The 24,366-nt window shown below is 47.4% G+C and carries 20 protein-coding genes; 4 read left to right on the top strand and 16 right to left on the bottom strand.

Annotated features, from left to right (window positions below; genetic code table 11):
- Nucleotides 1-144: 144 nt before the first annotated feature.
- From ACY3ZI_RS02400 to ACY3ZI_RS02360, 9 genes are all read right to left on the bottom strand, one after another.
- Nucleotides 145-597: a MarR family winged helix-turn-helix transcriptional regulator gene (locus tag ACY3ZI_RS02400; protein ID WP_036955244.1), complete on the bottom strand. Its 453-nt coding sequence runs from the start codon at nt 595-597 to the stop codon at nt 145-147.
- Between the two features lie 85 nt (nt 598-682).
- The gene (locus tag ACY3ZI_RS02395) at nt 683-1,438 is read right to left on the bottom strand and encodes a maleate cis-trans isomerase family protein (protein WP_282560735.1); all 756 of its coding nucleotides are present in this window, start codon (nt 1,436-1,438) and stop codon (nt 683-685) included.
- A complete protein-coding gene (locus tag ACY3ZI_RS02390) occupies nt 1,435-2,466 on the bottom strand; it encodes a carbon-nitrogen hydrolase family protein (protein ID WP_487375923.1) in 1,032 nt (343 codons plus the stop codon). Before ACY3ZI_RS02390 ends, ACY3ZI_RS02395 begins: the two co-directional genes overlap by 4 nt.
- 18 nt (nt 2,467-2,484) lie before the next feature.
- A complete protein-coding gene (locus ACY3ZI_RS02385; RefSeq protein ID WP_211887877.1) occupies nt 2,485-3,396 on the bottom strand; it encodes a fumarylacetoacetate hydrolase family protein in 912 nt (303 codons plus the stop codon).
- Between the two features lie 97 nt (nt 3,397-3,493).
- Nucleotides 3,494-4,621, bottom strand: a complete 1,128-nt coding sequence (locus tag ACY3ZI_RS02380) for a cupin domain-containing protein (protein WP_211887878.1) — start codon at nt 4,619-4,621, stop codon at nt 3,494-3,496.
- 28 nt (nt 4,622-4,649) lie between these two features.
- Entirely contained in the window at nt 4,650-6,965 is a 2,316-nt protein-coding gene (locus ACY3ZI_RS02375; RefSeq protein ID WP_487375922.1) for a bifunctional salicylyl-CoA 5-hydroxylase/oxidoreductase, read from the bottom strand.
- A gap of 28 nt (nt 6,966-6,993) precedes the next feature.
- Nucleotides 6,994-7,416 carry an acyl-CoA thioesterase gene (locus tag ACY3ZI_RS02370; RefSeq protein ID WP_132497110.1) on the bottom strand — a complete coding sequence of 141 codons (423 nt, stop codon included), beginning with the start codon at nt 7,414-7,416 and terminating at the stop codon, nt 6,994-6,996.
- Nucleotides 7,417-7,426: 10 nt separating this feature from the next.
- A complete protein-coding gene (locus tag ACY3ZI_RS02365; protein WP_230083159.1) occupies nt 7,427-8,971 on the bottom strand; it encodes an indolepyruvate oxidoreductase subunit beta family protein in 1,545 nt (514 codons plus the stop codon).
- 8 nt (nt 8,972-8,979) lie between these two features.
- Complete coding sequence (locus ACY3ZI_RS02360) at nt 8,980-11,178, bottom strand: thiamine pyrophosphate-dependent enzyme (RefSeq protein WP_211887927.1); 2,199 nt, start codon at nt 11,176-11,178, stop codon at nt 8,980-8,982.
- A gap of 716 nt (nt 11,179-11,894) precedes the next feature.
- On the opposite strand from ACY3ZI_RS02360, the gene ACY3ZI_RS02355 reads away from it, so the two are divergent.
- Nucleotides 11,895-12,902 (top strand): AraC family transcriptional regulator, encoded by a 1,008-nt coding sequence (locus ACY3ZI_RS02355; protein WP_036955273.1) that lies wholly within the window; start codon nt 11,895-11,897, stop codon nt 12,900-12,902.
- Between the two features lie 175 nt (nt 12,903-13,077).
- On the opposite strand, the gene ACY3ZI_RS02350 is transcribed toward ACY3ZI_RS02355, so the two are convergent.
- From ACY3ZI_RS02350 to soxR, 7 genes are all read right to left on the bottom strand, one after another.
- The gene (locus tag ACY3ZI_RS02350) at nt 13,078-13,974 is read right to left on the bottom strand and encodes a SphA family protein (RefSeq protein WP_487375921.1); all 897 of its coding nucleotides are present in this window, start codon (nt 13,972-13,974) and stop codon (nt 13,078-13,080) included.
- A gap of 110 nt (nt 13,975-14,084) precedes the next feature.
- The gene (locus ACY3ZI_RS02345; RefSeq protein ID WP_487375920.1) at nt 14,085-15,698 is read right to left on the bottom strand and encodes a phytoene desaturase family protein; all 1,614 of its coding nucleotides are present in this window, start codon (nt 15,696-15,698) and stop codon (nt 14,085-14,087) included.
- Nucleotides 15,699-15,701: 3 nt separating this feature from the next.
- Complete coding sequence (locus ACY3ZI_RS02340; RefSeq protein WP_036955285.1) at nt 15,702-16,484, bottom strand: cyclase family protein; 783 nt, start codon at nt 16,482-16,484, stop codon at nt 15,702-15,704.
- A 14-nt stretch (nt 16,485-16,498) separates the two neighbouring features.
- Complete coding sequence (locus ACY3ZI_RS02335) at nt 16,499-17,035, bottom strand: flavin reductase family protein (RefSeq protein WP_487375919.1); 537 nt, start codon at nt 17,033-17,035, stop codon at nt 16,499-16,501.
- Between the two features lie 11 nt (nt 17,036-17,046).
- A complete protein-coding gene (locus ACY3ZI_RS02330) occupies nt 17,047-18,294 on the bottom strand; it encodes a styrene monooxygenase/indole monooxygenase family protein (protein WP_108479303.1) in 1,248 nt (415 codons plus the stop codon).
- A 35-nt stretch (nt 18,295-18,329) separates the two neighbouring features.
- Nucleotides 18,330-19,115: an SDR family oxidoreductase gene (locus ACY3ZI_RS02325; RefSeq protein WP_036955294.1), complete on the bottom strand. Its 786-nt coding sequence runs from the start codon at nt 19,113-19,115 to the stop codon at nt 18,330-18,332.
- Nucleotides 19,116-19,309: 194 nt separating this feature from the next.
- Nucleotides 19,310-19,792 carry a redox-sensitive transcriptional activator SoxR gene (soxR, locus tag ACY3ZI_RS02320; RefSeq protein ID WP_187128693.1) on the bottom strand — a complete coding sequence of 161 codons (483 nt, stop codon included), beginning with the start codon at nt 19,790-19,792 and terminating at the stop codon, nt 19,310-19,312.
- A gap of 101 nt (nt 19,793-19,893) precedes the next feature.
- Here soxR and ACY3ZI_RS02315 point away from each other — a divergent pair, with 101 nt between their 5' ends.
- The 3 genes from ACY3ZI_RS02315 to ACY3ZI_RS02305 are packed head-to-tail and all read left to right on the top strand — an operon-like array spanning nt 19,894 to nt 24,309.
- Nucleotides 19,894-20,991: an efflux RND transporter periplasmic adaptor subunit gene (locus ACY3ZI_RS02315; RefSeq protein ID WP_211887883.1), complete on the top strand. Its 1,098-nt coding sequence runs from the start codon at nt 19,894-19,896 to the stop codon at nt 20,989-20,991.
- 10 nt (nt 20,992-21,001) lie between these two features.
- Nucleotides 21,002-24,106: a MexW/MexI family multidrug efflux RND transporter permease subunit gene (locus tag ACY3ZI_RS02310; protein WP_211887884.1), complete on the top strand. Its 3,105-nt coding sequence runs from the start codon at nt 21,002-21,004 to the stop codon at nt 24,104-24,106.
- The gene (locus ACY3ZI_RS02305; protein WP_487375918.1) at nt 24,103-24,309 is read left to right on the top strand and encodes a hypothetical protein; all 207 of its coding nucleotides are present in this window, start codon (nt 24,103-24,105) and stop codon (nt 24,307-24,309) included. The genes ACY3ZI_RS02310 and ACY3ZI_RS02305 overlap by 4 nt, the downstream gene beginning before the upstream one ends.
- Nucleotides 24,310-24,366: the final 57 nt, after the last annotated feature.

The raw sequence follows: 24,366 nt of genomic DNA, 5'->3' as shown, positions 1-24,366 counted from the left end.
TGTTACAGGATATTACTTAATTTCCAATACATTACATATCCATTCAATATACTCGTGTTTTATAAGGATTTAATCTGTTCTTCTGGTATAAACCCTTATCACTCATCAAAAACGGATAATTCCGAGTATTTTAATGCAACTTATCTATTTGATTTCTGGGCTATGTCTATCAATTAATTCTTGTAAAACCTGCTTGAGCATTTTGCTTTTGCGAACACCAAGAGGCGCTAAAACTTGCCTTTCATGTTCTTCCGCAGCAATCAATAACCCTTCGACTAGCTCGACACCACTAGAAGTCACACTCACTAAAGTCACACGGCGGTCACTTCCTGTATGGTTATTGTGACGGATGACATGCCCTTGCTGTTCCAATCGTTGTAATACCCGCGTGATTGTTGGTTGCTTGCTGACTGTTTTTTGCGACAGCTCAGTGATCCCCATCGAACCATTATTGGCCAATGTAGAAAGCACTCGCCACTCCAACACCGATAGCCCATTGGCTTCTACAACCGCATGAAATTCAGATGAAACTAGCATCCATGCCTGCCCCAAAAGAGCAGGCAGGTAATTATCAACGAAGACTTTCGATTCAGGCATCAATTCCTCTTTTCTTGCTTCTGGTTTTATGACATTAGAAGCTAGCAGAGTAGCAGAAGGAAATCGAACTCTTAACATAATTTAACTAAAATCTTCCGCTAAGTAGTGAGCCAAAACCATCCACTCGCGTATCAAGTCCCAATTTTTTTAGCATCATGTAGGTTGTTGCCACAGACGAAGACAATACTGGTAAGCCCACTCTATCTTCGATAAGTTGAATCGACGGTAATGACGGCATTTGCACACAAGCTGATGCTACAATCGCATCCACATTGGTATTTAGCTTTTTGGTGATTTCCACTGGTGCTAATGGGTTTTGTCTCCCCACCTCGAGGTTATCGGGGATCTCCAATGAGATGCTATCAACCACTTCAATGCCTTCATGTTCAATATAGTCGATAACCATTTGCGTTAATGGCTTCATATACGGCGTCAAAATCGACACTTTTTTCGCGCCAATGGCATGTAGCCCTTCGACTAATGCCCCTGCACTAGTGACAACCGGCGCTGGATGCCCATTATCTATGGTGCATTGATGGAGGCGTTTTTGCGAAACTCGGTGATACCCCTTCCCCATGCTCATAATGGCAACCAAGCAGGCATACCCTAATACATCGACATCGGCGTCTGACAGTTCAATAGCACAGCGGTCACTGTCTGAGTCCATTTTGGCAAGCTCATCCTTAGTCACTTTCTGCATACGCATACGGCTAGAGTGGAATGTGAAACGCTCTGCAAACATCGCTTCACGGGCGCGTAATATAGCCGGAATTTCAGTTTCCATGGTGGTATTAGATGAAGGCACAATCTGCCCAATACGAAACGTACGCGCTAAGCTCATAGTCCTTTCTCCACTGAAGAGTCATCCGATTCAGCAAACTGATTAAGTTCATCGACATCTTGCCCACCATGATGGAAACGAGCTGCCGTTAATGGGCGACGATTAACCTGTAAGTCAAAAATATCAAAGCGATTATAGTGCCCTGTAATATCATGCATTTGGCGTGGTTGAATGCAGCGATTCAAATCAATTTCAGCGTAAACAATGCCTTCTTTATCAATCAATGGTTCCCCAATTACTCGTCCATCAGGACCAATAATGCCGGAAAATGCGCTATTTGGACGCGCAAGCAACTCACGGGATTCGGGATGCGACTCCGCCATGGCTTCAACGATTTCTTCAGAGACTGTCGAACAAGAAATGATGGTAAATACTTTGCCTTCAAAGCAATGAGCAGAAGCACGTAAACGAATCGCATCTGCCATGTCATAGTCTTTTGGTGCCACTGGCAGTGCAATATAACTTGCAATATGAACCAACTCACCTTGAGCCAATAGCGAGAAACGTGCCAATGTATTGGTGTTTTCGCCACATGCCAACGCCCCTAAAGGACCAATGCTGGTTTGGTGAACTTTCAGCGAGGAGGCATCCCCATTTGCCCACGTCAATTTTTCCGCCCACGTTGGGACTAATTTACGGTGACGTCCTAAAATTTTACCTTCATCAGAAATCGTCACTAACGTGTTGTATAACGTGGCAATTCCGTTCGGATTGCGCTCATTCACCCCCACAACCACGTTGATATGGTGACGAGCTGCAGCTTGGGCGATTCGTTTAATTTCAGGTCCAGGGACTTCAATGGCAGATTTGCACAGTTTTTCAAACCAAGGGCTGCCATCAATCGGGTTCATTACCCAACTCCAATACGGGTAGCCAGAGACAAACACTTCAGGAAATGCCACTAATTTGGCACCATTGTCCGCGGCTTCTTCAATCAACCGACACACTTTATCAACGGTAGCATCGGTATCGAGGAATACAGGGGCGGCCTGTACAGCCGCTGCCTTAAATTGAGGTAGATTCAACATGTTAGTATCTCCCTTGAGTTATACCGCAACCACTGGGTGGCGTAACTCACCGATTTTTTCGACATACGCTTCAATTACATCACCCGGCCATACCCACTCTTGTGGGGAACGACCCGCACCAACCCCTTCAGGTGTGCCCGTTGCGATAATATCCCCCGGTTCCAACGTAATGCCTTTACTGATATCAGCAATCAACGCATTCACATTGAACAGCATATGGCGAGTATTGGAGTCTTGCTTGGTTACACCGTTAACTTTCAAACTCAGGTTTAGTGAGTGAGGATCAGGAATTTCATCGGCAGTCACAATACAAGGACCGAATGGGGCGTAGGTATCCTGCCCTTTAGAGTAAATCCATTGACCTGCACGGCGACAATCACGTGCACTCATATCAATCATTAAGCTATAACCGAACACATAGTTCAGGGCATCTGCTTCAGAAACCCCTTTAGCACGCGTCCCCATGATCACCGCCAACTCCACTTCCCAATCTAATTGCTGAGTAATTTGGCTGTTATGTTCAATCGCATCACCCGGTCCAATCACCGTTGTTGGCGGCTTAGAAAAGATAACCGGCTCTTTTGGTAGATCTTTAGAGGTATCCAGAGTACGGCTAGATTCCGCAACGTGTTCAACATAGTTCAAGCCAATCCCAAAGATATTTTTTCTTGGGCGCGGAATTGGCGCTAAAATTTTTACGTTTTGTACTGGCCATGCAGTTCCCGCAGGAAATTGCCCTTTATGTGCGTTTAATAATTCAGTACCTGCACGGATCCCTTGTGGACCTAAATCAATAAAATCCAACATATTATCAGGGAGATATTGACCATTCTGTTCCGCTAATCTTGCTAAATCCACGACTTGCTCGTTAACAATCGCCCCTAAACGTGCTGCTGCGGTAACATCTGAACGGTAAGTAATAAGACGCATAATTTTTCTCCTTGAGTCAGGTCTCAGACCTAACTAAAATCTTCACGTAAACAATTAAAATAAGTAATCGGAATAAAAAGTTATAAAAAATAAATAGTTAGCTAATCACTTTTTGGTGCCCGTCATTGTCCACAAGCGCCTCTTCATAATAGAGGCCAAGGGAGTGCATCACTGGCAAGTCGTTAAAACAGAACAGACACGCGTCTTCGCTCTGGGATGTATTCACATGTTCGTGGAACATCCATGATGGTACACAAAAAATATCTCGCTCTTGCCAGTCAAAGCGCTGCCCATTAATAATCGAATACCCTTTACCTTTCGCCACTTGGTAGATAAAACTGCCCGTATGACGATGAGCTTTGCCGACAAATCCAGGGCGTAATAACTGCATACTAGCCCCAATCGTTGGCATCACTGGCCCGCCGGTTAATGGGTTGGTGTAATTCATTAATACATCATCAAATACTGAGCCATCCGCTACTTTTGCGGCGCGTTGCAGCGCTTCATAAGTGGGTCCCCACTGGTATTTGAATAATGGCGAATAGGGCTTATCCCATCCCACATGGTGCGGACGTAACGCAGTCGCTCCCCACATGCCAACGGGATAATCAATTGGACGAGTTTGTGCTTGATGCAAATCGGGGTGAACTTTGTAGAAACCCGCTTCCATTGCATTGACTAATGGAATATCTAAACCATCTTGCCAAATACACGGTAATCCACCTTCTTCCACACCATGTTCATGCCAAGTACCATTTGGTGTCAGCACAAAATCATTAGCTTCTAAAATCATTTTTTGCCCTTCCACAATGGTGTAGGCGCCGCGCCCTTCCATGATGAAACGCAATGCTGATGATGAATGTGCGTGAGCCGAAGCGGCTTCTCCCGGATGCATCACCTGTAAACCGGAATACAACCAACCCACTGCCGCTGCCACATCTTGACGACCAGGGTTGTTTAAGTAGATAACACGGCGACCTGCTTTTTCCGGAGTCACCAAATCCACCGAACGCAAAACATGCTCACGTAAATCTTGGTAACGCCATAACACAGGCACAGATTGAGATTTTGGCTGCCACGGCTCAATTTTGTTGGCAACCGTCCACAATGCGCCCGTTTTGAGTTCATCTAACTGTTTGTAATACGCCAACAATTCTGGTGTATCTTCCACATCTGCGCGTCCTGCGACATTTTCTCTGTATTGGTCATGGGACTGAATCGTCATGGTGTTTCCCCCTCTCGCATTTACGCCATTAACGGCTTTTCGATTGTTGGATTAATTGTTGGCGACCATACTCATAAGGTGCTGGCCATGTGACTGAATTCCACCCAAAGCGAGCACACTCATGGAGTAACCAAGCAGGGTCGGCAAGAAGTGGTCGAGAGAGCGCACAAAGATCCGCACGCCCTGATGCGATAATGCTATTCACTTGATCCGCATCAGTGATCGCACCAACGGCAATGACCGGAACCGATCCTTCATTGCGAATACGATCCGCCATTGGGGTTTGATACATACGCCCATAAACTGGCTGCTGAAGAGGAGAAACTTCACCCGATGAGCAGTCGATAATATCTGCGCCCGCTTGATGAAGTGCCTGCCCAATGAATACCGCCTCATCGACTGTTGTGCCGCCGTCAACCCAATCTGTCGCAGAGATACGCACAGACAGTGGCTTATCCTCAGACCATACTTTTCTGACCGCGCTCACTACCGCTAGCGGGAAACGCAGACGATTTTCTAAAGACCCACCAAACCCATCTGTACGCTGGTTAGTTAACGGAGAAATAAAGCTCGATAGCAGATAACCATGTCCCGCTTGCAACTCTAACCAATCAAAACCGGCTTGATCTGCGCGTTTTGCTGCCGCCACAAACTGGTCGATAATCGTCGCCATTTGGGCTTCGGTTAGCTCAGTGGGTGTCTGTGAAATTGAAGGTAAATACGGTAATGGTGATGCGGAAACTAATGGCCAGTTACCTTGTTTCATTGGGTGGTTTTCTTGCTCCCAGCCGCGCTGTGTTGAACCACGACGCCCTGCATGCCCCAATTGAATGCCAATTTTTGCATCCGTTTTTTGATGCACAAATTGCGTCACATTTTTCCATGCCGCCACTTGCACATCATTCCAAATTCCCGGGCAGCCTGTCGTGACTCGTGCTTCAGGAGAAATCGCCGTCATTTCCGTCATAATCAGGCTAGCACCGCCTAATGCGCGGCTACCAATATGTACCAGATGAAAATCACTGACTAACCCATCCGTTGCGCAATACAGCAGCGTTGGAGACGCTATCACACGGTTTTTCAATTCCACATTACGCAAGCGAAATGGCGTCAACATCGGGGCGACTTTTTGATTAGCCACCTGCGCTGGTAAACCCGATTTTTCGGCAAACCAGTTTTCATAGTGAGTTAACCAGTTACCATCACGCACACGTAAATTTTCATGAGAAATGCGCTGAGAGCGAGTTAATAAAGAGTAAGCAAACTGCTCAGGATCGAGGTTTTCATAGCGCTGCACATTTTCAAACCACTCGGTTGAGTTACGCGCCGCATTCTGGATTTTTAGCACTTCGACACTGCGAACTTTTTGGTAGTGCTCAAGTCCTTTGCGCAAATCTCCTTGAGTCGCTTTCAAGCTTTCGCACAGCTCAATCGCATCTTCTAGAGCCAATTTAGTTCCTGAACCAATAGAGAAGTGGGCGGTATGAGCGGCATCCCCCATCAGCACCACAGGAACCTCCTTGCGGCTTGTTGGTTGTGTCCAGTGCACCCAGCTATCACAAATCACGCGAGGGAAACGAATCCAAATCGCGGCACCACGTAAGTGTGCTGCATTGGCAATCAGTTTTTCACCATCCAGCCATGGGGCAAATAACTTTTCACAGTAAGCAATCCCATCTTCCTGAGACATTTGGTCGATACCTGCCTTCAACCAAGTTTCTTCCGTGGTTTCTACGATAAATGTGGATAACCCTTCTTGGAATTGATACGCGTGAACTTGGAACCAACCGTGTTCATTTTCTGCGAACAAGAAGGTAAATGCGTCGAAAATCTTTTTCGTACCTAGCCAAACAAAACGGCAACGGCGTTGGTCGATATCGGGTTTGAAGATATTTTCATAGCGAGTACGTACTGCGCTATTGATCCCGTCCGATGCAATCACTAGATCCGCATCATATTGGCGTGCAATTTCTTGGTCATCCGCCACTTGGGTTTCAAATACCAATTCCACCCCCACTTCAAGGCAGCGATCTTGCAAGATATTGAGGAGCTTTTTACGCCCAATACCGATGAATCCATGCCCGCCACTGCGGTTACAGCTACCTTTAAAATGAATGTCGATATCATCCCAATGGCTAAATTCAGCACTGATCGTTTCTGCTGAGACTGGATCTGCTTTGCGCAAGTTACTTAATGTAGCATCCGAAAATACCACGCCCCAACCGAAGGTGTCATAAGGGCGGTTACGTTCAACGACCACCACACGGTTGCTTGGGTTTTGCAGTTTCATCAGCAACCCGAAATAAAGCCCAGCGGGACCGCCGCCGATACAAACGATATTCATGGAGTTTCTCCTTTATTACGTTGTGCCATTACACCGGTTGCTGCTGGGTTAAGGCGATATACAGTGCTTCAGGGATAGGAATAGCCTGATGCGTAATCAATGATGTAGTGACATAGGTTTGCGTCACTTCCATGCGCAACTCGCCATCAAGGCTGGTACAGCGTTGACGTAAAGTCAGTGATTTACCGCCAATGCGTTCGACATGCAGCTCAAGCTGAACATCATCCCCCATACGGCTAATCGCTTTAAAATCCGCCTCTAAATGTACTGTGGGCAAACCAAAACGTTGATCGAGGATGTACCCTGCAAATCCTTCAGGGAGTAATTCATCAAACCAACGCTCAATGAGATTGTTAAACATCACGAAATATTGTGGGTAAAACACGATCCCCGCAGGATCACATTCTGAAAAATTGATCCGATGGTTTCGAGAAAATGTCAGTAAACTCATGATGCTATCCTTATTCCATCGCCAAACGCTGACGGCATTTTTTCAACTCATTACCATGTTCATCCGCCAGCGCCGCTTCACGTAATTCACGTAAATTTATCGGTGCTAGCTGGCTACCATGACGTTCAACAATCTCCATCAAAACTTGGAAATTGCGCAATCCACGAGCATGGGTGTCGCTATACCCCTTAACCACTCTCTGACATTGCGCAATTTCGGTTGCCAAAGCAGGGTTACTGCTTGCGGCTTGCGCCACAGTGGCTAGCCATTTTTCAATACGATTATTTTCAAGCTGATAACGCAGCGTTGAGCGGCGCCCTCTGCGCCATGCAGCTAGCACGTATAACTGTAAGAATCCCCATAAGGAACTGGTAGTAATTGTTCGTCCCCTTTGCGTCAATTTGCGAACGGCTTTGTGTACCCAATGTGGTTTCATCAACCAATTGCCTAAATTTTTGGGAAGCGTTTCGCAAATCTCTTCGATTCTTGGATGCATAAATTCATTGATATCGAGTAATTGGTTATCTTTCGCTTGGACTTCACTGCGTACTCGGGCAAAACGGCTATCACGAATTTTTAAGTCCGCAACGCGAATGGTGTCTTCATAGGACATCCATAGCGCTAAGTGGCGTACTAACGCACGCTGTAAACGCGGGTCATCACCGCCTTTTTGCGCAAACAGCCCTTGTAGTCGATTGAGGTACGTTTCGGCATATGCAGGGTCTTGATAATCAACCAGCCGACGAACACCTTCGGTCGCAAGGTAGTGAACATGGTCAGGAAACTGACTTTCAATCCGAGAAAGGAGAGCTGCTACATGTTTGTTTTTTGGTGTTTTTTCTACCGCTTTTGCAGATTCTGCTTGATAAGCCTCTTCAGGCTGAGCCGCTTTTTCAGCACCCAATGCAAATGCTCGCAAACTCGGTTTCACGCCAACGCCACCACGAACGATGGTTTCTTCAAATTGTTCACGGCTAAAGGGCAGAACCCCCGAACCAAACAGCGCACCGAACAACACGGCGCTGATCACGCTGCCACTCTCTTGCGCAGCTTGTGCCATATCAAAATGCACAAACTGGCGGGCGGCTTGCCCCGCATGGCGGATCAACGCTTGGCTATCCACTCGCCCATCCCCCATTGCCGATTTTTCTGCGATGGAATAAACCCGATGGGTCGAACTAATCAGCGTGGTACGCTCCGCGGTCACAAAACCACGTTGTACTGCACGCCCAGCCTCCATCAGCTCTGAAGCCAACACCACATCCACATCACCGGGCATTGGCATTAACGCTAAAACAGGTGAAGGGGTCTGCGGGTTATCAGCACCAGGGAATAATTCAACATAATAAATTGTTGCCCCTGTACGCTGCGCCACTCCTGGCACAGAAGTGGTTTGCGCAAAATAACCGTTATCTTCGCCAAGATTGACAATCCAGTCAGCGAGAACGCCACCACCTTCTCCGCCCATCGCAAGGATGGCGATTTTGATCGGCTGTAAGGCCATTAGCGATTGAGAGGTCATTAACGGTTGAGAAGTCATTAAAGATTGAGCCATGTACCCCCCTAGAAACTCAGTTGTTCACGGCGGCGTGCATCACGACGCTGCAAGAAACCAATAAACCAACCGCGAACACGGTGGCGCAATTTGTCCCAGCCATTTGGGTTGGTAATAATCTGAGCTTTAAAGAATGAAGGGCACAGCACTGCGGCATGGGAAACCTCACCGCACAGTCCACAGCCTACGCAGCTATCCATCACTGTCGCGACAGGGTCTGTACGTAAAGGATCTGGGTTAGGTTTGATTGATAACGATGGACAACCCGATAAACGAATACAAGAGTGGTCTCCCGTGCAAGTGTCTGAATCGACACCAAAACGTTCACGGACAACTCGCTTGCCTGCTGAAACGTCTTCACGGACTTTTTTCTTTTCGCGGCGTTGTTTGTTCAACATACATTCGCTTTGCGCAATTAACACTTTAGGACCGCTTTCTGTCGTCGTCAGTGCCTCACGCAGTGTATTCGTCATGGCTTTTAAATCGTAGGTACGTTTGATGGTTTTTACCCAATTCACCCCAACGCCTTTAACTGCTTTTTCAATCTCATGCCCAGTGCTGCGGGTAGAATTTAGCGCCGTTGACGATAAAATATCTTGCCCACCGGTTGCAGAGGTATAACTGTTATCAACAACAATGGTTAAGTTATCGCTACGGTTAAATACACTGTTAGCAATACCGCTGGTTAACCCGTTGTGCCAAAAACCGCCATCGCCCATCACAGAAATCGCTCGTTTACCCGCTTTGGCATTTAACGCAGCAGCACCCGCGCCACCAAGCCCGTATCCCATCGTCGTGTTACCAAGGTTAAAAGGCGGCAGAATAGAGAATAAATGGCAGCCAATATCCGCGCTCACATGGTGTTCACCCAGTTCACGCTCAATTAGCTTCATTGCAGTAAAAATGGGACGTTCAGGGCAGCCCGTACAAAATCCAGGTGGGCGTGCATGCACCGTTTCATTCAGAGTCGGTTCCGCCGCATTCACATATTCAGGTAGGTCATCATCGGCTTTGACAGCCGCGACATTAATAGTTGGAATACGAATCTGATTTGCAGCCGCTTTCACTTGTGGCTCAATTTTGCCATAACGTTCGAAGAATGAGCGCAGCCCTGCTAATACCGTTGCGGTGTTATATTCTCCCGCCATCGGCAGCATATCTTTACCGTGTAGCGCCACATCAATACTGCGTTGACGTAAAATATTCGCCACGTTTTGCTCAACGAAATTCGGTTGCCCTTCTTCTAAAACTAAAATAGCTTTTTTATTGCGACAAAAACGTTCAAATTCATCATCAATCAACGGGTACGCCACATTCATGACATACAACGGGATTTTGCTATTACCAAAAACGTCGGCTAGACCAATTTGGTTTAATGCGCGGATCAGCGTGTTGTAGTTACCACCTTGTAAGGCGATCCCCACATCTTCGGCATCTTCCGCAAAAAATTCGTTGAGTTCACGTTCTTGAATAAATTTGATGGCAGCAGGCCAGCGAGCCTCAATTTTTTCTTTTTCATGTAAAAAACTGGCTGGCGGTAACACGATGCGGCTCACGTCGCGAGTTGGGTTCTCTAGCGCGTCTTTGACCGTAAATTTTGGATATTGGTTATCAGAGCATGTGAACTGCCCATGAACATGGCAAGAGCGAATACGCATTTGCAGCATAACTGGGGTATTACTGGCTTCGGAAAGATCAAAACCATCTTTAACTGCTTGAACGATGCAAGGTAAATTAGGGCGTGGGTCGAGTAGCCACATTTGGGATTTCATGGCAAATGCGTGGCTACGTTCCTGCATGATGGAGGAGCCTTCGCCGTAATCTTCACCGACGATGATCAACGCACCACCCAGTACACCTCCAGAGGCTAAGTTTGCTAATGCATCTGAAGCCACGTTAGTACCTACGGTTGCTTTGAATGTCACTGCACCACGTAAAGGATAATTAACCGATGCGGCCAGAGTCGCGGCAGCAGTGGCTTCACTGGCGCTATTTTCGAAACGAATACCGTATTCCGATAGGATATCCTGCGCATCTGCCAGCACATCCATTAAATGGGAGATGGGAGCGCCTTGATAGCCTGCCACATAGGAAACCCCTGATTCGAGTAACGCTTTCGTAACGGCAAGTATCCCTTCACCGCTGAAGACTTCGCCTTCACCCTGCCGTAATTTTTGAACTTCTTGAACAAACGAGCGCTCAGCCATTTTAACCTCACCAGTCAACGTCAGCACGTTGTTATCTTTTTTGTGTTTCTTTCTTGTATCCCATTTGTTAATAAATGGTCAATCCATGATTAATCATGCATATTAGATTTTTGCAGAGAGTGGATAAGAGGTGCATAGAGCGGACAAAATCATTGTAAAACAATGAAAAAATGTCATAGAAATGGACAATGGATAAGAATCTTCGCCAAAGAAAGCTGTGGCTAACTTTCCTAATGAATCAACGAATAATCCTAATTATCACTTACAAATAGAAGGGTATTAGAGTATTCCTCTAATAAAAAATGAAATACCACCATAGATAACTTTTTGCTTAATCAATAGGTAGGTGAATATACAAAACAATATGAATAATCATATATTTATAACTAAAAATTAATAAGAATAACTTTATTTTTTAGTTTGTTATAGAAATCACATTCAGTGAATTCTCTCTATTTTTTTGCAGTATCTGGATAGTTTTTGCACAAATATGGCTAGGTAAGCAAATTCCTTTATGCTATGTTCGAAGCGTAATTGGTTAAAATTTGTTTAATAAAATGTTAATAAAATCGACCTGTGTGATAAGTCGAAGATAATAAAAAAATAACAATGAGATATCGAAATATCCCATAGTGACCCTCGAGGATCCTAGCTTATCGCGACACTCGCTAGGCAACCTATCAAGGGCACAGTGTTTACTTTGGAGGCACCTCCTTATGTTGAGCAATTCATGGCCTTACGCACCTGCACCTCAGATAGAGAACCAACTCTGTTCTTCTGAGCGATTATTATTCAGTTCTGCTGATCCTGAAGAGATTAAATCTATGGTGGGGCGTGTGATGAAGCCTCATCAATTTCAGTTACTTAACCAGCATCAGCGTCTTGATGCTCGCATGCATTACATTCCAATGGGGGATATTTCTCTCAGCCGGCTACGCTATGGGGCAGATGTCGCTATCACCCCTGGACAACTGGAAGATTTTTTCCTGGTGCAAATGCCATTATCAGGTAGTGCAATTATCGAAAGTGGCGGGAAAACTTTAGAATCCACACCACAAATGGCTTCTTTGCTTAGCCCAGAAGAGTCTACGGTGATGCGTTGGAACAGTGACAATGACCAATTTATGCTACGAATTTCTCGTTCTTTATTAGAACGTACGTTGGTTGGGCAGCTTGGGCATACCTTAGAGAAACCGTTAGTTTTTGAATTAGGGTTTGCTTGGCAGTCTTGTATTGCATGGCGTACATTGATGAATTATTTGGTTGAATGCGCTACACGTACACCTGATTTACTGCAGCATAAACTGATCACCACCCAAGTCGAGCAATTGGTTTCTGTCACCCTACTTTCCACCCACCAGCATAATTATTTAGAAGATTCGGGTATGCGCCGAGCCACCATTCGCCCACGTCATGTGCGCCGCGTCCAAGAGTACCTCGAAGCTCACGCCCACGAGCCGATTACCGTTGAACAACTCGCCCATATTGCTGGTGTCAGTTTGCGCAGCTTATATGCCGGTTTTAAAGAGTTTTTAGATATTAGCCCAATGCAATATTTACGTGATTTGCGTATGGAGCGAGTTAGAGCCGAATTGATGTCAGGGGAAGCCACCAGCGTAACTGGCGTGGCACTACGCTGGGGATTCGCACATATGGGACGGTTTAGCGCAGAATATAAGCAACGCTATGGAGAGAGCCCAAGCCAAAGTATGAAAAAAGCGTAAATTCACGTATTAAAACCTATCTAGGTTGAAGTGACCGTATGGCTGATTAGCAAGCTGTACGGTCATTTTTCATATATGGAAGGCTCAACTATCACCTGAAAATGAAAATAGGTAATAAGAATTATGTACTTCAATATCAGCAGCCTTTCGGCTGCCAATATTGAGGAGGAAGGAATTAAAACGGAATAGACGCTTTGAGGTAAATTTGTGAACCTTCAGGACGGTTTTTCACAGAAAAATCCTTCTCCCACTTCGCCGTAAATAGCCAACCTTGTGGGTTTGCATAACGGACTGAAGGACCGACTGCGAAAGCTTGAGCCTTACCTTGCGCTGAGTTTGGACCACTGTCATTGGTGGTTTGCATAAATCCATAACCCCCAACACCCGCGACCCAGCCATTACCAAAGCCCCAGCCTAATGCATAATCGGCGTGGAATGCTTGCCCTGAACGCGTGTCCGTATCATTGTTACGGAAGTTAAAGTCATACATCATTTTTAAATCCGCATTCACCCCGACAGGAGGAATGTAGCTGATTGCCCACACCGGCTGTAATACCCAGTAATTTTTCCCTAAACTTGATGGGTCGGTTTTACTGTATTTTCCGGTTGGCGCGTAAGCATCCAGCCCTAAGACATAATGCAAGTCAGCGGAAGGATGGAAACCGAGTGCGGGACCAAAAGTAATATCCCCGAGTCCACGACTGGTTTCTTTATTCCCCGCCGCCTTCGCCGTCACATCCAACAAAGGAAGGATGGTATGAAACGCTAAATCGCCACCAAACACTTTTTGGTCTGTTACCCAGATAAAACGTGGTGCGAGTACGTTCACATTCACACTAAACCCGGGGATTGGAATTTTATCGCCTTTGTTGTCGCGAACACTGTCATAGTGGGCATTTCCACCATAGACCAACACATGGACACCTTGCGGTGGCAGTGCGCCAGACATAAAGTTTTCTAGCCCATCAGGGTAGATCCCAAGACCGCCCCCTTCTGTTGCGACAGCACCAAATGACAGTGCACCCAAGCACGAGCCGACGAGCAGCTTATTCACCATTTCTTTATTCATCATTTACCTGCCGCTGTAGTGGTTTTATGATATTTTTTATATGTTTACTTTGATGTTTACTTGTATGTTTGCTGTGTTTGTCTTGCCTTGAATTGATTCAGGCCCATTCTCTATTACCGCTTTTTCTTCGCTGCTAATTTCTCAGCAACTAAATACCCAGAGCCCCCGCCAAGACCGGGGCCCGGATGGGTTGATGCCCCAATATGGAACAGATTTTTGACTGCTGTTTGATGCGCTTTGGTCTGCCCTGAAGCGGCAAACGGTCGCAACCAAAAGAATTGATCTGGCGAACAGGTTCCTGAGTAAGGATCCCCCCCCACCAGATTGCAGTTATAACGCTCAAGATCGGCTGGGGAAATTGCTTTACGACCGACTATCAAATCAGACACCCCCGGCATCACCATTTCTAAACGCTGCTGAATGCGATCGGCAACTGCTTCACGCACCGCATCATTCCAACGGCCATCTTCAGGGATCGCAATTTCTCCCGCTGCATCCCCTTTAAGATGGCGAGGCAGTTCCTGCATTTGTATCCACAAGATCCACCCGCCTTCAGGGGCACGACTTGGGTCTAATGTGGTCGGTTGACCGATCCCAAACGTCGGGCGATCAGGTAGATAGCCATTATTGGCTTGCGTGACAGATAAGCACACTTGTTCCATGCTCTCTGTGAAATGAACCAACGGCACATTCAGTAATTCAGGGTTACACCAAGGTGGCGGCGCGCTTAGCGCAAAATGGATTTGCATCCCACCGCGACCATAACGATAACCTTTCGCCCGCTGCTTCACTTGTGGTGAAACCTCATCAAGCAAGCCGCCATATAACTGGGTTGGCGTTACGTTGCACACCACACTTTCACTCGCAGGGATAAACTGCCCATTCACACGAACCCCTGTGGCGCGGCTATTTTTACCGCTGCCTTGTGTGATGATCTTCTCCACATGAGCGTTGGTACGTAACTCACCACCATGTTGCTCAATCACTTTGGCAAACGCATCGACAATCCGATAGCTGCCACCTTTGACAACGGGCATTCCACCCGCCACAACCGCGGCAAACGTCAGTTTACCAATCAGCGCCGAGCTGGCTTCATCAGGCCCTAACCCTGTATGCAACACCCACGGCGCCATCAACGCTCGGCTAAAGTCATGCTGTAATTCCCGCTCAGACCAGCGACGAAAACTTTCCACGCCAGATTTAGCGAAATCCAGCAAGCCATCAACCCCGCGTTTGCGCCACTCGGAAAACAGCAGCTTGAACATGCCGCCGCTGTAAGGGTTTTGCCCTAATAAACCAAATGTCAGTGCGGCATCTTCGCTAAACAGTTTTTCTGCCATTTGACGAAACGCTAAGCCATCTCCGGGGGCGATAGCATCTAGCTGCTTAGCAGCCTGCGCAATATCCCGCTTTAATGCCACAGATTTGCCATCAGGTTGCACCAATCCAGTGGAATAATCGCATTGCGCGAACTCCAAACCCTGTTGTTGAAGCAATGACGCTAACTCTTGGTAGCCTGGGCTACCAACGAACAGTGAATACCAGCATGAAAGTAAGTCGTGAGTGTAGCCTTCAAATAACGCTTCGGTACGAATACAACCGCCAAAGCGATCGTTACGTTCTAGAACCAAAACCGATTTCCCACGCACCGCCAATAAGGCGGCGCACATCAGCGAATTCATCCCGCTGCCGACCACGATCACTTGGGGATTGGATAAGGTCGCCATACCTCACCCCACCAGCGCAAGCACGCGTAATGGGCTGCCCGAACCGCCTTCAATTTTCAGGGGCGCAGCGACGATCACCACTCCAGTAGCCGGTAGTTGGTCGAGGTTTTTCAAGCATTGCAGACCGTATTTATTGTTGCCGTGCATTAGCGTGTGGCATGGGTACGGCACAGGCCAGCTGTAAGATTGCCCCGCATCCGTATTGATAGTTTCAACCCCAAAACCTTTGACATCACGCTGGTGGATAAGCCATTCAACCGCTTCTTGAGAAGGACCCGGTGTGTGAGCGCCATCTTCGCGCATATTCACATACGCTTCTGGGTTATCGGACTTTTTCGACCAATCCGTACGCAGTAAAACCCATGCCGCTTTTGGAATTTTGCCGTGTTTCTCTTCCCACTTTTGTAGAAAATCCACAGTTAAGACCCAATCGGGGTTTTGCGCGACTTCTTTACTGGCATCAACCACGACCGCTGGTGCAATAAAGTGGTGGAGCGGGATGGTATCAACAGTGTTTTTTGGCTGATCTTTACCACTAATCCAATGAATTGGCGCATCAAAGTGGGTACCGGTGTGCTCACCGCAGCTAAAATTGTTCCAATACCAAGCGGGACCATTCTCATCATAACGGGAAATTTGCTCCATTTTGAATGACCACACTTGCCCAAACTCAGCAGGCAGTTGCAATGCTGGAAATGAAGGCGATAAGGTTTGTGTCAGGTCGATAATCTGAATATTGCCTTTTTGTAACTCGCTGGCGAATGACATCAAAGTTTGCTGTTCCATACTATCTCCTGCGCCTATTGCGCTTCATGTAGGGCGGTAAATATGCCGCCATGGAAAACTAAAGGCTTGCCCGTTTCACTACCGATACGGCGCACATGTCCCACCATCAATAAGTGATCGCCAATATGATCTTGCTTGTGGTTTTCACACACTAAGGTGGCGATCGCGCCGTGTAAGGCGGGGATCCCTTCTGGCGTGATGTGTACGGCGACATCTTCGAATTTGTTTTCGATTCGGGGATTAGCAAAACGCATCGCTAACTCTTGGTGATCTTTGCCTAAGATATTGATCGTGAAATGTTGGCAATCACGAAATACCGCGAGATTGGGCGAATGGTTAACTAAACTCCATAGCACCAAAGGCGGGTCGAGCGACAGTGACGCAAATGAGTTGATGGTCAATCCAACGTCACGTCCATCAGGGGTGCGAGTGGTCACAACCGCTACCCCTGTGGGGTAGCAGCCTAGTAAATTGCGTAAGGTTTTCGATTCAAACTCGGTATGACCCCATTCGCTTTCGCACATAAGCGTGTCCTCTGCAATCATCGACATACTGATTTCTCCTACGAAGCGCGAACTTCTTCTTGCATCAGCGATTGAATATAGGCATCGCAGGCATGGGCATCATGCCACCATGGTGCAAGAACTGGCGGATAGTTAAAGGCGTTCGCGATGGTGTGCGCTAAGGTTGGCAGTTGTTGCGCTGCGCCTAATGCATTAAGAACATGCGGCTGTGGCGGCGCCAATAGAGCATTCGTCCACTCCACCACATGGCGACCGTATTTCCAGAATTGCTCAAACGTGTCGTTCATCCACTCCGCCGTATACGGCTTGTCACCACGAGCTAAAATAGCGTCATAGTAGACTTTGCTGGCTTTCGTGGCGTTATTCGATCCTTGTCCAGTCAGTGGATCGTTGGTCACTAATGCATCCCCTAAACCAAAGACAATTTTGCCTGATGGCAGCGTGAGAACTGGCTTACGGACTGTTGGGGCAAAGCGCCCTGCCAGAATGCCATTTTCGTCAGTTAACTCCACATGGCGGCAGCGCTCTGCTTCCCACGGTAAATAGGTATCGATGATTTTTTTGCTGTAGGCCAAATGTTCTTGTGGTGTACGTGCTTCTCCCCACTGATCCATCGGCCCACCCGGTACACCTTCAAAAACCATGATGTGGCAGTCGCCGCTATTGGTTAGAGATGGGAACACAAAATATTCCCCCACACCCGGTATCAGGTTGAATGAAACTTGTGAAAATTCAGGAGTTGGCAGCATGCCGTGAACGTACGTGAGCGCTAACGCACGCTGAGGTTTATCATACGGAGAACGGATAGGGTCACGTTCTAGCAGCTTAACGATTTCCCCTTTTCCTCCCGCTAAAATCACTAAATCGTGAGTTTCGGCGAGTTTCTCTAACTCGGCAACGCCCACATCCTCAATCATCAAGTTGCCACCGCGAGCGGCAAATAACTCCAGCCAGTAAGGCATTTTGATCCGCTGATCAACGGCTTGAGCATAATTATCGATACGTGAGCGCCAGCTAATGGCTTTTTCACCTGCCTTTTCAGGATGCGGGACAGTAAAACCAATACCTTCTACTGGCGGACATTTGTCTTCCCAGAAGTTGATCCCTAAATCGCGCTCAAATTGCAGCGAAATATCGAACATACATTGGCTGGACATCACGCGACCATTTTTCACATCATCTGGAGTACGATTGGTGGCAACCGTCACGTCATAACCTTTGTCCAGCAGCCCTAATGCCAATGGCATACCCGCCTGACCACCACCTACGATTGCAATACGACGCATAGTGAATTCCTCGATAAAATTAAAATCAGGGTGTCTTATTCAGCAAGACGGGGAATGGCGGGTTTCGCCTGTTCAGGTCCCATGGCTGAGTATCCACCATCGACCGCGTAATCTGCGCCAGTGACAAAACTCGCTAGCTCAGACAGTAGGAATGCCACAACTTGAGCCACCTCTTCAGGGTCGCCAACACGTTGTAAAAGATGATAATCCGCCGCGACACGGTCGGTTTTTTGGCGATCGCCACCCGTCAATTCGTCCATCACCCGAGACCATGTCCAACCGGGGGAAACAGAATTGACGCGAATACCGTCGGGGGCATAATCCATCGCTTGGCTACGCGTCACTTCTAGCATGGCGGCTTTCGATGCGGGATAGAGCCAGCGACCCGTTTGCGCCACCGAAGAGGAGATACTGGTGAAGTTTACAATTGCACCTTTGCCCGCTTTGGCTAGATGGGGCTTGGCAAATTGCGCTGCCATCACAGCGCTCACCACATTGATATTTAATGCCGTTAGCCAGTCTTGACGTGAAGAGGCTTGACCGTCATCCAGATAGGTGGCGGCCAGATTAACCAAAAAATCGAGTTGACCATATTTTTGAGCAACGCGGTCAATACCTTGCTTTAACTGTTGGTCATCAGTGATATCTACGGGTAGAAAATCAATGTTGGGCTCCGATTGCGCCACAATTTCCCCATTGGTTTTGTCGATATCAAAAATGGTGACTTTGACCCCATAGGAACATAAGATTTTTGCCACGGTTGCGCCGATTTTGGTTGCACCACCCGTCACGATGGCAATTTTATTATTCAGACCTTTCATCACTGTGCCCTCTTTGCTCTCATTCGTTCACAAAAAATTAACATGACGAATCATTACGCAAAAAAGGCAAAAGCCTGTAGCCCATATGCGCAAAGATTATCCACACAGCGCGGCTATTTATTTAATAACATGATGATAATACAGAACAAATAGCCACATCTTGCCGTGGCTATCCAGATAGTGAAAAGTGTGATTTAAGGACGTTCGAGGATTTGGGCGCCCGAACCCTGATGACCTAAGATATCTTCAGGGTTGCGCAATGGGCAATCTTTGAGAGACAAACAACCACAACCAATACAGTGATCCAACTCATTGCGCAATCGAGTTAACTGTTTGATTCGTCTATCTAATGAACTTTTCCATTCCGTTGACATCCCTTTCCACTCTTCCGCGGTCAACTTGCTGTTTGCCGGAAACTGACCCAGTGCATCTTGGATCTCTTTGAGGGGAATACCTGTGCTTTGTGCCACTTTGATAATGGCAATGTAGCGTAAAACCACAGGTGGAAAACGCCGTTGATTCCCTTGTGTTCGGGTACTTTGAATCAGCCCTTTCGCCTCATAGAAATGTACGGTAGAAACCGGAACGCCTGCGCGCTTAGCCACTTCTCCTACCGTCAGTGCCCGTGAAAAATCCACCTTTTCAGCGGCAATTTTTCGCGTTTTTATCGTATTCATGGTTTTACCCACCATTTCTTCTTTCCCCCTATTGACCTCAACTTAACTTAAGGTTTTATAGTGCCAGCCTCTTTAATTGTCAATTTAAGATGCCAATGATAATGAATAAAAAAACGCTAACTTTGCTATGTGCAGGGCTTCTCTCCGTAGGTGGGGGAGCCGCCATTTACTCGACTTACGCCAGCTCAGACGATAAGCCACAAGCGGCTTATCAGTATCCTCCAGTGAAAGTGGCTCTTGCTCCCGTCACCTTGGCTAATGCTCCACGCACTTTTTACGGTGTGGGGGAATTAGAAGCGGGTAGTCAGGTGTTTGTAGCCGCAGAAACCAGTGGGCGCATCACCAAAATTGGTTTTGAATCCGGTCAACAGGTCAAAAAAGGGCAATTATTAGTGCAGCTCAATGATGCGGTGGAACGTGCAGATTTAGCTCGCTATCAAGCACAATACCGCAATGCCGCCCGCCTATATGACAGAACCCGTTCTCTGTCTGCGCAACATTTAGTGGCAGAAGCGCAGGTGGATAGTACCCGTGCCGAGCGCGATATGGCACAAGGGCTGATTCAGCAGACCCAAGCGCTGATTGCGCAAAAAGCCATTCATGCCCCATTCGATGGCACTATTGGTATTCGCCAAGTCCATGAAGGGCAATACCTTAGCCCTGGTGAAGCGATAGCCAGCCTTGTGGATACCCAAACGTTGAAGCTGAATTTTTCATTGGATGAGCAAGCCTCCCCGGAATTGCATCAAGGACAAGTGGTAGATATCACCGTCGATGCTTACCCCGAAACCCCATTCCCTGCCAAAGTGACGGCTATTGATCCGTTGATTGGCAAATCCCGAACAATTGCGTTGCAAGCTACGCTGGATAACAGCAATGGCAAGCTAAAAGCAGGTATGTACGCCAATGTCACCGTGGTGCGACAAGCCAACAATGCGGTGTTGACCATTCCTGAAACGGCGGTCACCTACACTGCTTACGGAGATACGGTATTTATCGCTGAAGGGACTGGGGACGCCATGACGGTCAAACGCGTTTCCGTGAAAACGGGGCAACGTTTTGATGGCAATATCGAAATTGAACATGGACTTGCGGAGGGCGACCAAGTGGTCAGTTCTGGGCAGCTACGCCTGAATAATGGCTCTGCTATTACCCCTGTCGCTCAAAATACATTATCTGAAACCCCGCAAGGTTCCTAAGGACAGTACTATGAAATTTACGGACTTGTTTGTGCGCCGACCGGTATTGGCTTTAGTCGTCAGTGCCTTGATTGTATTGATCGGGCTGTTTGCGCTGAGCAAATTACCCATTCGCCAATATCCTCAATTAGAAAGTTCAACCATCACTATTACCACGCAATATCCAGGTGCATCGGCAAAATTGATGCAGGGGTTTGTGACTCAGCCGATTGCCCAGGCGGTCTCTTCCGTTGAAGGGGTTGATTACCTATCCTCATCATCCGTTCAAGGCAGCAGCCTTGTGACGGTTCGCATGGAGCTAAACCGCGATTCAACCCAAGCTCTCACCCAAGTGATGGCGAAGGTGAACCAAGTACGTTATAAGTTACCGAAAGAGGCCTATGACCCTGTGATTGAGCTCTCTTCAGGAGAGTCCACTGCCGTCGCTTATATTGGTTTTTCCAGTACCGAACTTTCGATTCCCGCACTAACCGATTACCTTTCCCGCGTGGTAGAACCAATGTATTCCGCCATTGATGGCGTAGCGAAAGTGCAAGTATTTGGCGGGCAACAACTGGCGATGCGTTTATGGCTGGATGCGGATAAGCTCGCTGGTCGCGGCATTTCAGCGGCTGAGGTCGCCCAAGCGGTGCGCCAAAATAACTATCAAGCAGCTCCCGGTAAGGTAAAGGGTGAGTTTGTCATTTCTAACGTGTATGTGAACACCGATTTAACCAATGTGGATGAATTTCGCGATTTGGTGATCCGCAATGATGGTAACGGATTGGTGCGCTTAAAGGATGTGGGTACCATTGAGCTGGGGGCAGCATCTACAGAAACCAGTGGCTTAATGAATGGGGAACCTGCCATTTACTTAGGTTTGTTTGCCACGCCAACCGGTAACCCGCTGGTGATTGTAGATGGCATGAATAAGTTAATGCCAGATATCATCAAAACCCTGCCGCCGGGGGTAAAAGTGGAAATGGCCTTTGAAACTTCACGGTTTATTAAAGCCTCCATCGACCAAGTGATCCATACCCTTGTTGAAGCCCTACTAATTGTTATCGCCGTGATTTATTTGTGCCTTGGTTCGATTCGCAGCGTGATTATTCCCATTCTTGCCATTCCGCTGTCCATGCTAGGTGCGGCGGCATTGATGATGGCGTTCGGCTTTAGTATTAACTTGCTGACCTTACTGGCGATGGTGCTGGCGATTGGGTTGGTGGTGGATGATGCCATTGTGGTGGTAGAAAACGTGCATCGCCATATTGAAGAGGGGAAATCCCCTGTTTTGGCAGCCTTGATCGGCGCCCGTGAGGTAGCAGGTCCCGTTATCGCGATGACCATTACCCTCGCTGCGGTGTATGCACCGATTGGCTTAATGTCTGGATTAACAGGAGCATTATTTAAAGAGTTTGCGCTCACATTAGCGGGTGCGGTGATTGTATCTGGCATCGTGGCGTTAACCCTTTCTCCGGTGATGAGTTCGTTTATGTTGAACTCAAAACAGAATGAAGGGCGCATGGCGCGAATGGCAGAAACCTTCTTCGAGACCCTTGCCCATTACTATACGGCGGTGCTGAATTTCTCATTGAAGAACCGCTGGATCACCGGAATTTTAGCTGTCGGTGTCGTGATCAGCCTGCCAATGTTGTATCAATCCGCGCCACGAGAGCTGGCACCTGTTGAAGACCAATCAAGCGTCTTAACGGCGATTAAATCTCCGCAATATGCCAACCTTGAGTATGTGGAGCGTTTCTCCCGTAAATTACACGATGTGTTTATGGAGCTACCCGAAACCGAAAGTACGTGGATTATTAACGGTACCGATGGCCCATCAGCCAGTTTCGGAGGAACAAACTTAACCTCTTGGGAGCAGCGAGAGCGACCTGCGTCGGCGATCCAATCGGATTTACAAAATCGTGTTGGCGATGTGGAAGGTAACAGTATCTTTGTATTCCAGTTACCTGCATTACCGGGTTCGACGGGCGGTTTGCCTATTCAGATGGTGCTAAAAAGCCCGCAAGATTATCCGGTACTGTATCGCACTATGGAAGAGATTAAACAGCAAGCGCGTGAAAGTGGTCTGTTTATGGTGGTCGATAGCGATCTCGACTATAACAACCCTGTGGTTGAGGTGCGGATTAATCGTTCGAAAGCCAACAGTTTAGGCATTCGCATGCAGGATATTGGTGAGTCCTTAACGTTGCTGGTGGGTGAGAATTATATCAACCGCTTTGGCATGGATGGGCGCTCTTATGATGTGATCCCGCAAAGCCTACGCAGCCAGCGACTGACGCCTGAAGCGTTATCCCGCCATTATGTTAAGTCCGAAGATGGCAGCATGATCCCGCTGTCGACGGTGGTGGATATTTCAACGCAAGTAGAGCCTAATAAACTGTCTCAGTTTAATCAGCAAAATGCGGCCATTTTCCAAGGGATCCCTGCACCGGGCGTTACCATAGGGCAAGCAGTGGCGTATCTCGATGAGATAGCCAGCGAACTACCCGCTGGTTTTAGCCATGATTGGCAATCTGATTCGCGCCAATATAAACAAGAAGGAAACACCCTCGCCTTCGCGTTTATGGCGGCGCTGCTCATTATCTATTTAGTGCTCGCAGCGCAGTATGAAAGTTTAGTAGATCCGTTGATTATCTTAATTACCGTTCCGCTTTCTATCTGTGGTGCCTTGATTCCGCTGGCATTGGGTTATGCCACCCTCAATATTTATACCCAAATTGGCTTAGTTACCTTGATCGGGCTAATCAGTAAACACGGGATCTTGATGGTGGAGTTTGCCAATGAGCTGCAAGCTAACGAAGGGTTAGATAAACGCCATGCCATTTTAAAAGCAGCACAAATCCGTTTACGCCCAATTTTGATGACGACGGCAGCAATGGTTATCGGTTTAGTTCCTCTTCTGTTCGCGACTGGCGCTGGAGCAAATAGCCGTTTTGGGCTGGGTTTGGTGATTGTCACAGGCATGTTGGTGGGGACGCTATTTACCCTGTTTGTGTTGCCAACTATCTATTCCGTGCTCGCACGTAATCACAGCGCAACAGCGTTAACCCCAAGACGTTATGAGCTGGCTGAAGCTAACCGTTTAATTAAACACTCTGAGGAGACGGCACCATGAATTTATCATCGTTAAACCATCTTTCACTTGTTCCCGCTCGCAAGGAAAAGCGAAGCGTTCATGATAAACGGTCAGTTCATGACAGCAAATCAGTAGGTTCTGTGGCTAATCCTATGAGCAACAGTGTGGCAATGATGATGATTTATCATCCTTATCCGGTATGGAAAACGCGCTCCGACCCAACTAACCGATGGCGTAAATAGTGTTCTCAGCGATGTTTGAATTAATACTCTAATCAACAGAAAGAAGAGCCTCATACT

The sequence above is a fragment of the Providencia sp. LY12 genome (assembly GCF_057621555.1).
This window is presented reverse-complemented; position numbering and strand designations above follow the sequence as displayed.

Coding starts and splice junctions, on each gene's coding strand:
- ACY3ZI_RS02360 (WP_211887927.1), bottom strand. CDS start 11,178: ATGGCTGAGCGCTCGTTTGTTCAAGAAGTTCAAAAATTACGGCAGGGT.
- ACY3ZI_RS02330 (WP_108479303.1), bottom strand. CDS start 18,294: ATGCGTCGTATTGCAATCGTAGGTGGTGGTCAGGCGGGTATGCCATTG.
- ACY3ZI_RS02390 (WP_487375923.1), bottom strand. CDS start 2,466: ATGTTGAATCTACCTCAATTTAAGGCAGCGGCTGTACAGGCCGCCCCT.
- ACY3ZI_RS02315 (WP_211887883.1), top strand. CDS start 19,894: ATGAATAAAAAAACGCTAACTTTGCTATGTGCAGGGCTTCTCTCCGTA.
- ACY3ZI_RS02345 (WP_487375920.1), bottom strand. CDS start 15,698: ATGGCGACCTTATCCAATCCCCAAGTGATCGTGGTCGGCAGCGGGATG.
- ACY3ZI_RS02395 (WP_282560735.1), bottom strand. CDS start 1,438: ATGAGCTTAGCGCGTACGTTTCGTATTGGGCAGATTGTGCCTTCATCT.
- ACY3ZI_RS02350 (WP_487375921.1), bottom strand. CDS start 13,974: ATGATGAATAAAGAAATGGTGAATAAGCTGCTCGTCGGCTCGTGCTTG.
- ACY3ZI_RS02340 (WP_036955285.1), bottom strand. CDS start 16,484: ATGGAACAGCAAACTTTGATGTCATTCGCCAGCGAGTTACAAAAAGGC.
- ACY3ZI_RS02400 (WP_036955244.1), bottom strand. CDS start 597: ATGCCTGAATCGAAAGTCTTCGTTGATAATTACCTGCCTGCTCTTTTG.
- ACY3ZI_RS02375 (WP_487375922.1), bottom strand. CDS start 6,965: ATGAATATCGTTTGTATCGGCGGCGGTCCCGCTGGGCTTTATTTCGGG.
- ACY3ZI_RS02325 (WP_036955294.1), bottom strand. CDS start 19,115: ATGAAAGGTCTGAATAATAAAATTGCCATCGTGACGGGTGGTGCAACC.
- ACY3ZI_RS02380 (WP_211887878.1), bottom strand. CDS start 4,621: ATGACGATTCAGTCCCATGACCAATACAGAGAAAATGTCGCAGGACGC.
- ACY3ZI_RS02385 (WP_211887877.1), bottom strand. CDS start 3,396: ATGCGTCTTATTACTTACCGTTCAGATGTTACCGCAGCAGCACGTTTA.
- ACY3ZI_RS02310 (WP_211887884.1), top strand. CDS start 21,002: ATGAAATTTACGGACTTGTTTGTGCGCCGACCGGTATTGGCTTTAGTC.
- ACY3ZI_RS02305 (WP_487375918.1), top strand. CDS start 24,103: ATGAATTTATCATCGTTAAACCATCTTTCACTTGTTCCCGCTCGCAAG.
- ACY3ZI_RS02370 (WP_132497110.1), bottom strand. CDS start 7,416: ATGAGTTTACTGACATTTTCTCGAAACCATCGGATCAATTTTTCAGAA.
- ACY3ZI_RS02365 (WP_230083159.1), bottom strand. CDS start 8,971: ATGGCTCAATCTTTAATGACTTCTCAACCGTTAATGACCTCTCAATCG.
- soxR (WP_187128693.1), bottom strand. CDS start 19,792: ATGAATACGATAAAAACGCGAAAAATTGCCGCTGAAAAGGTGGATTTT.
- ACY3ZI_RS02335 (WP_487375919.1), bottom strand. CDS start 17,035: ATGTCGATGATTGCAGAGGACACGCTTATGTGCGAAAGCGAATGGGGT.
- ACY3ZI_RS02355 (WP_036955273.1), top strand. CDS start 11,895: ATGTTGAGCAATTCATGGCCTTACGCACCTGCACCTCAGATAGAGAAC.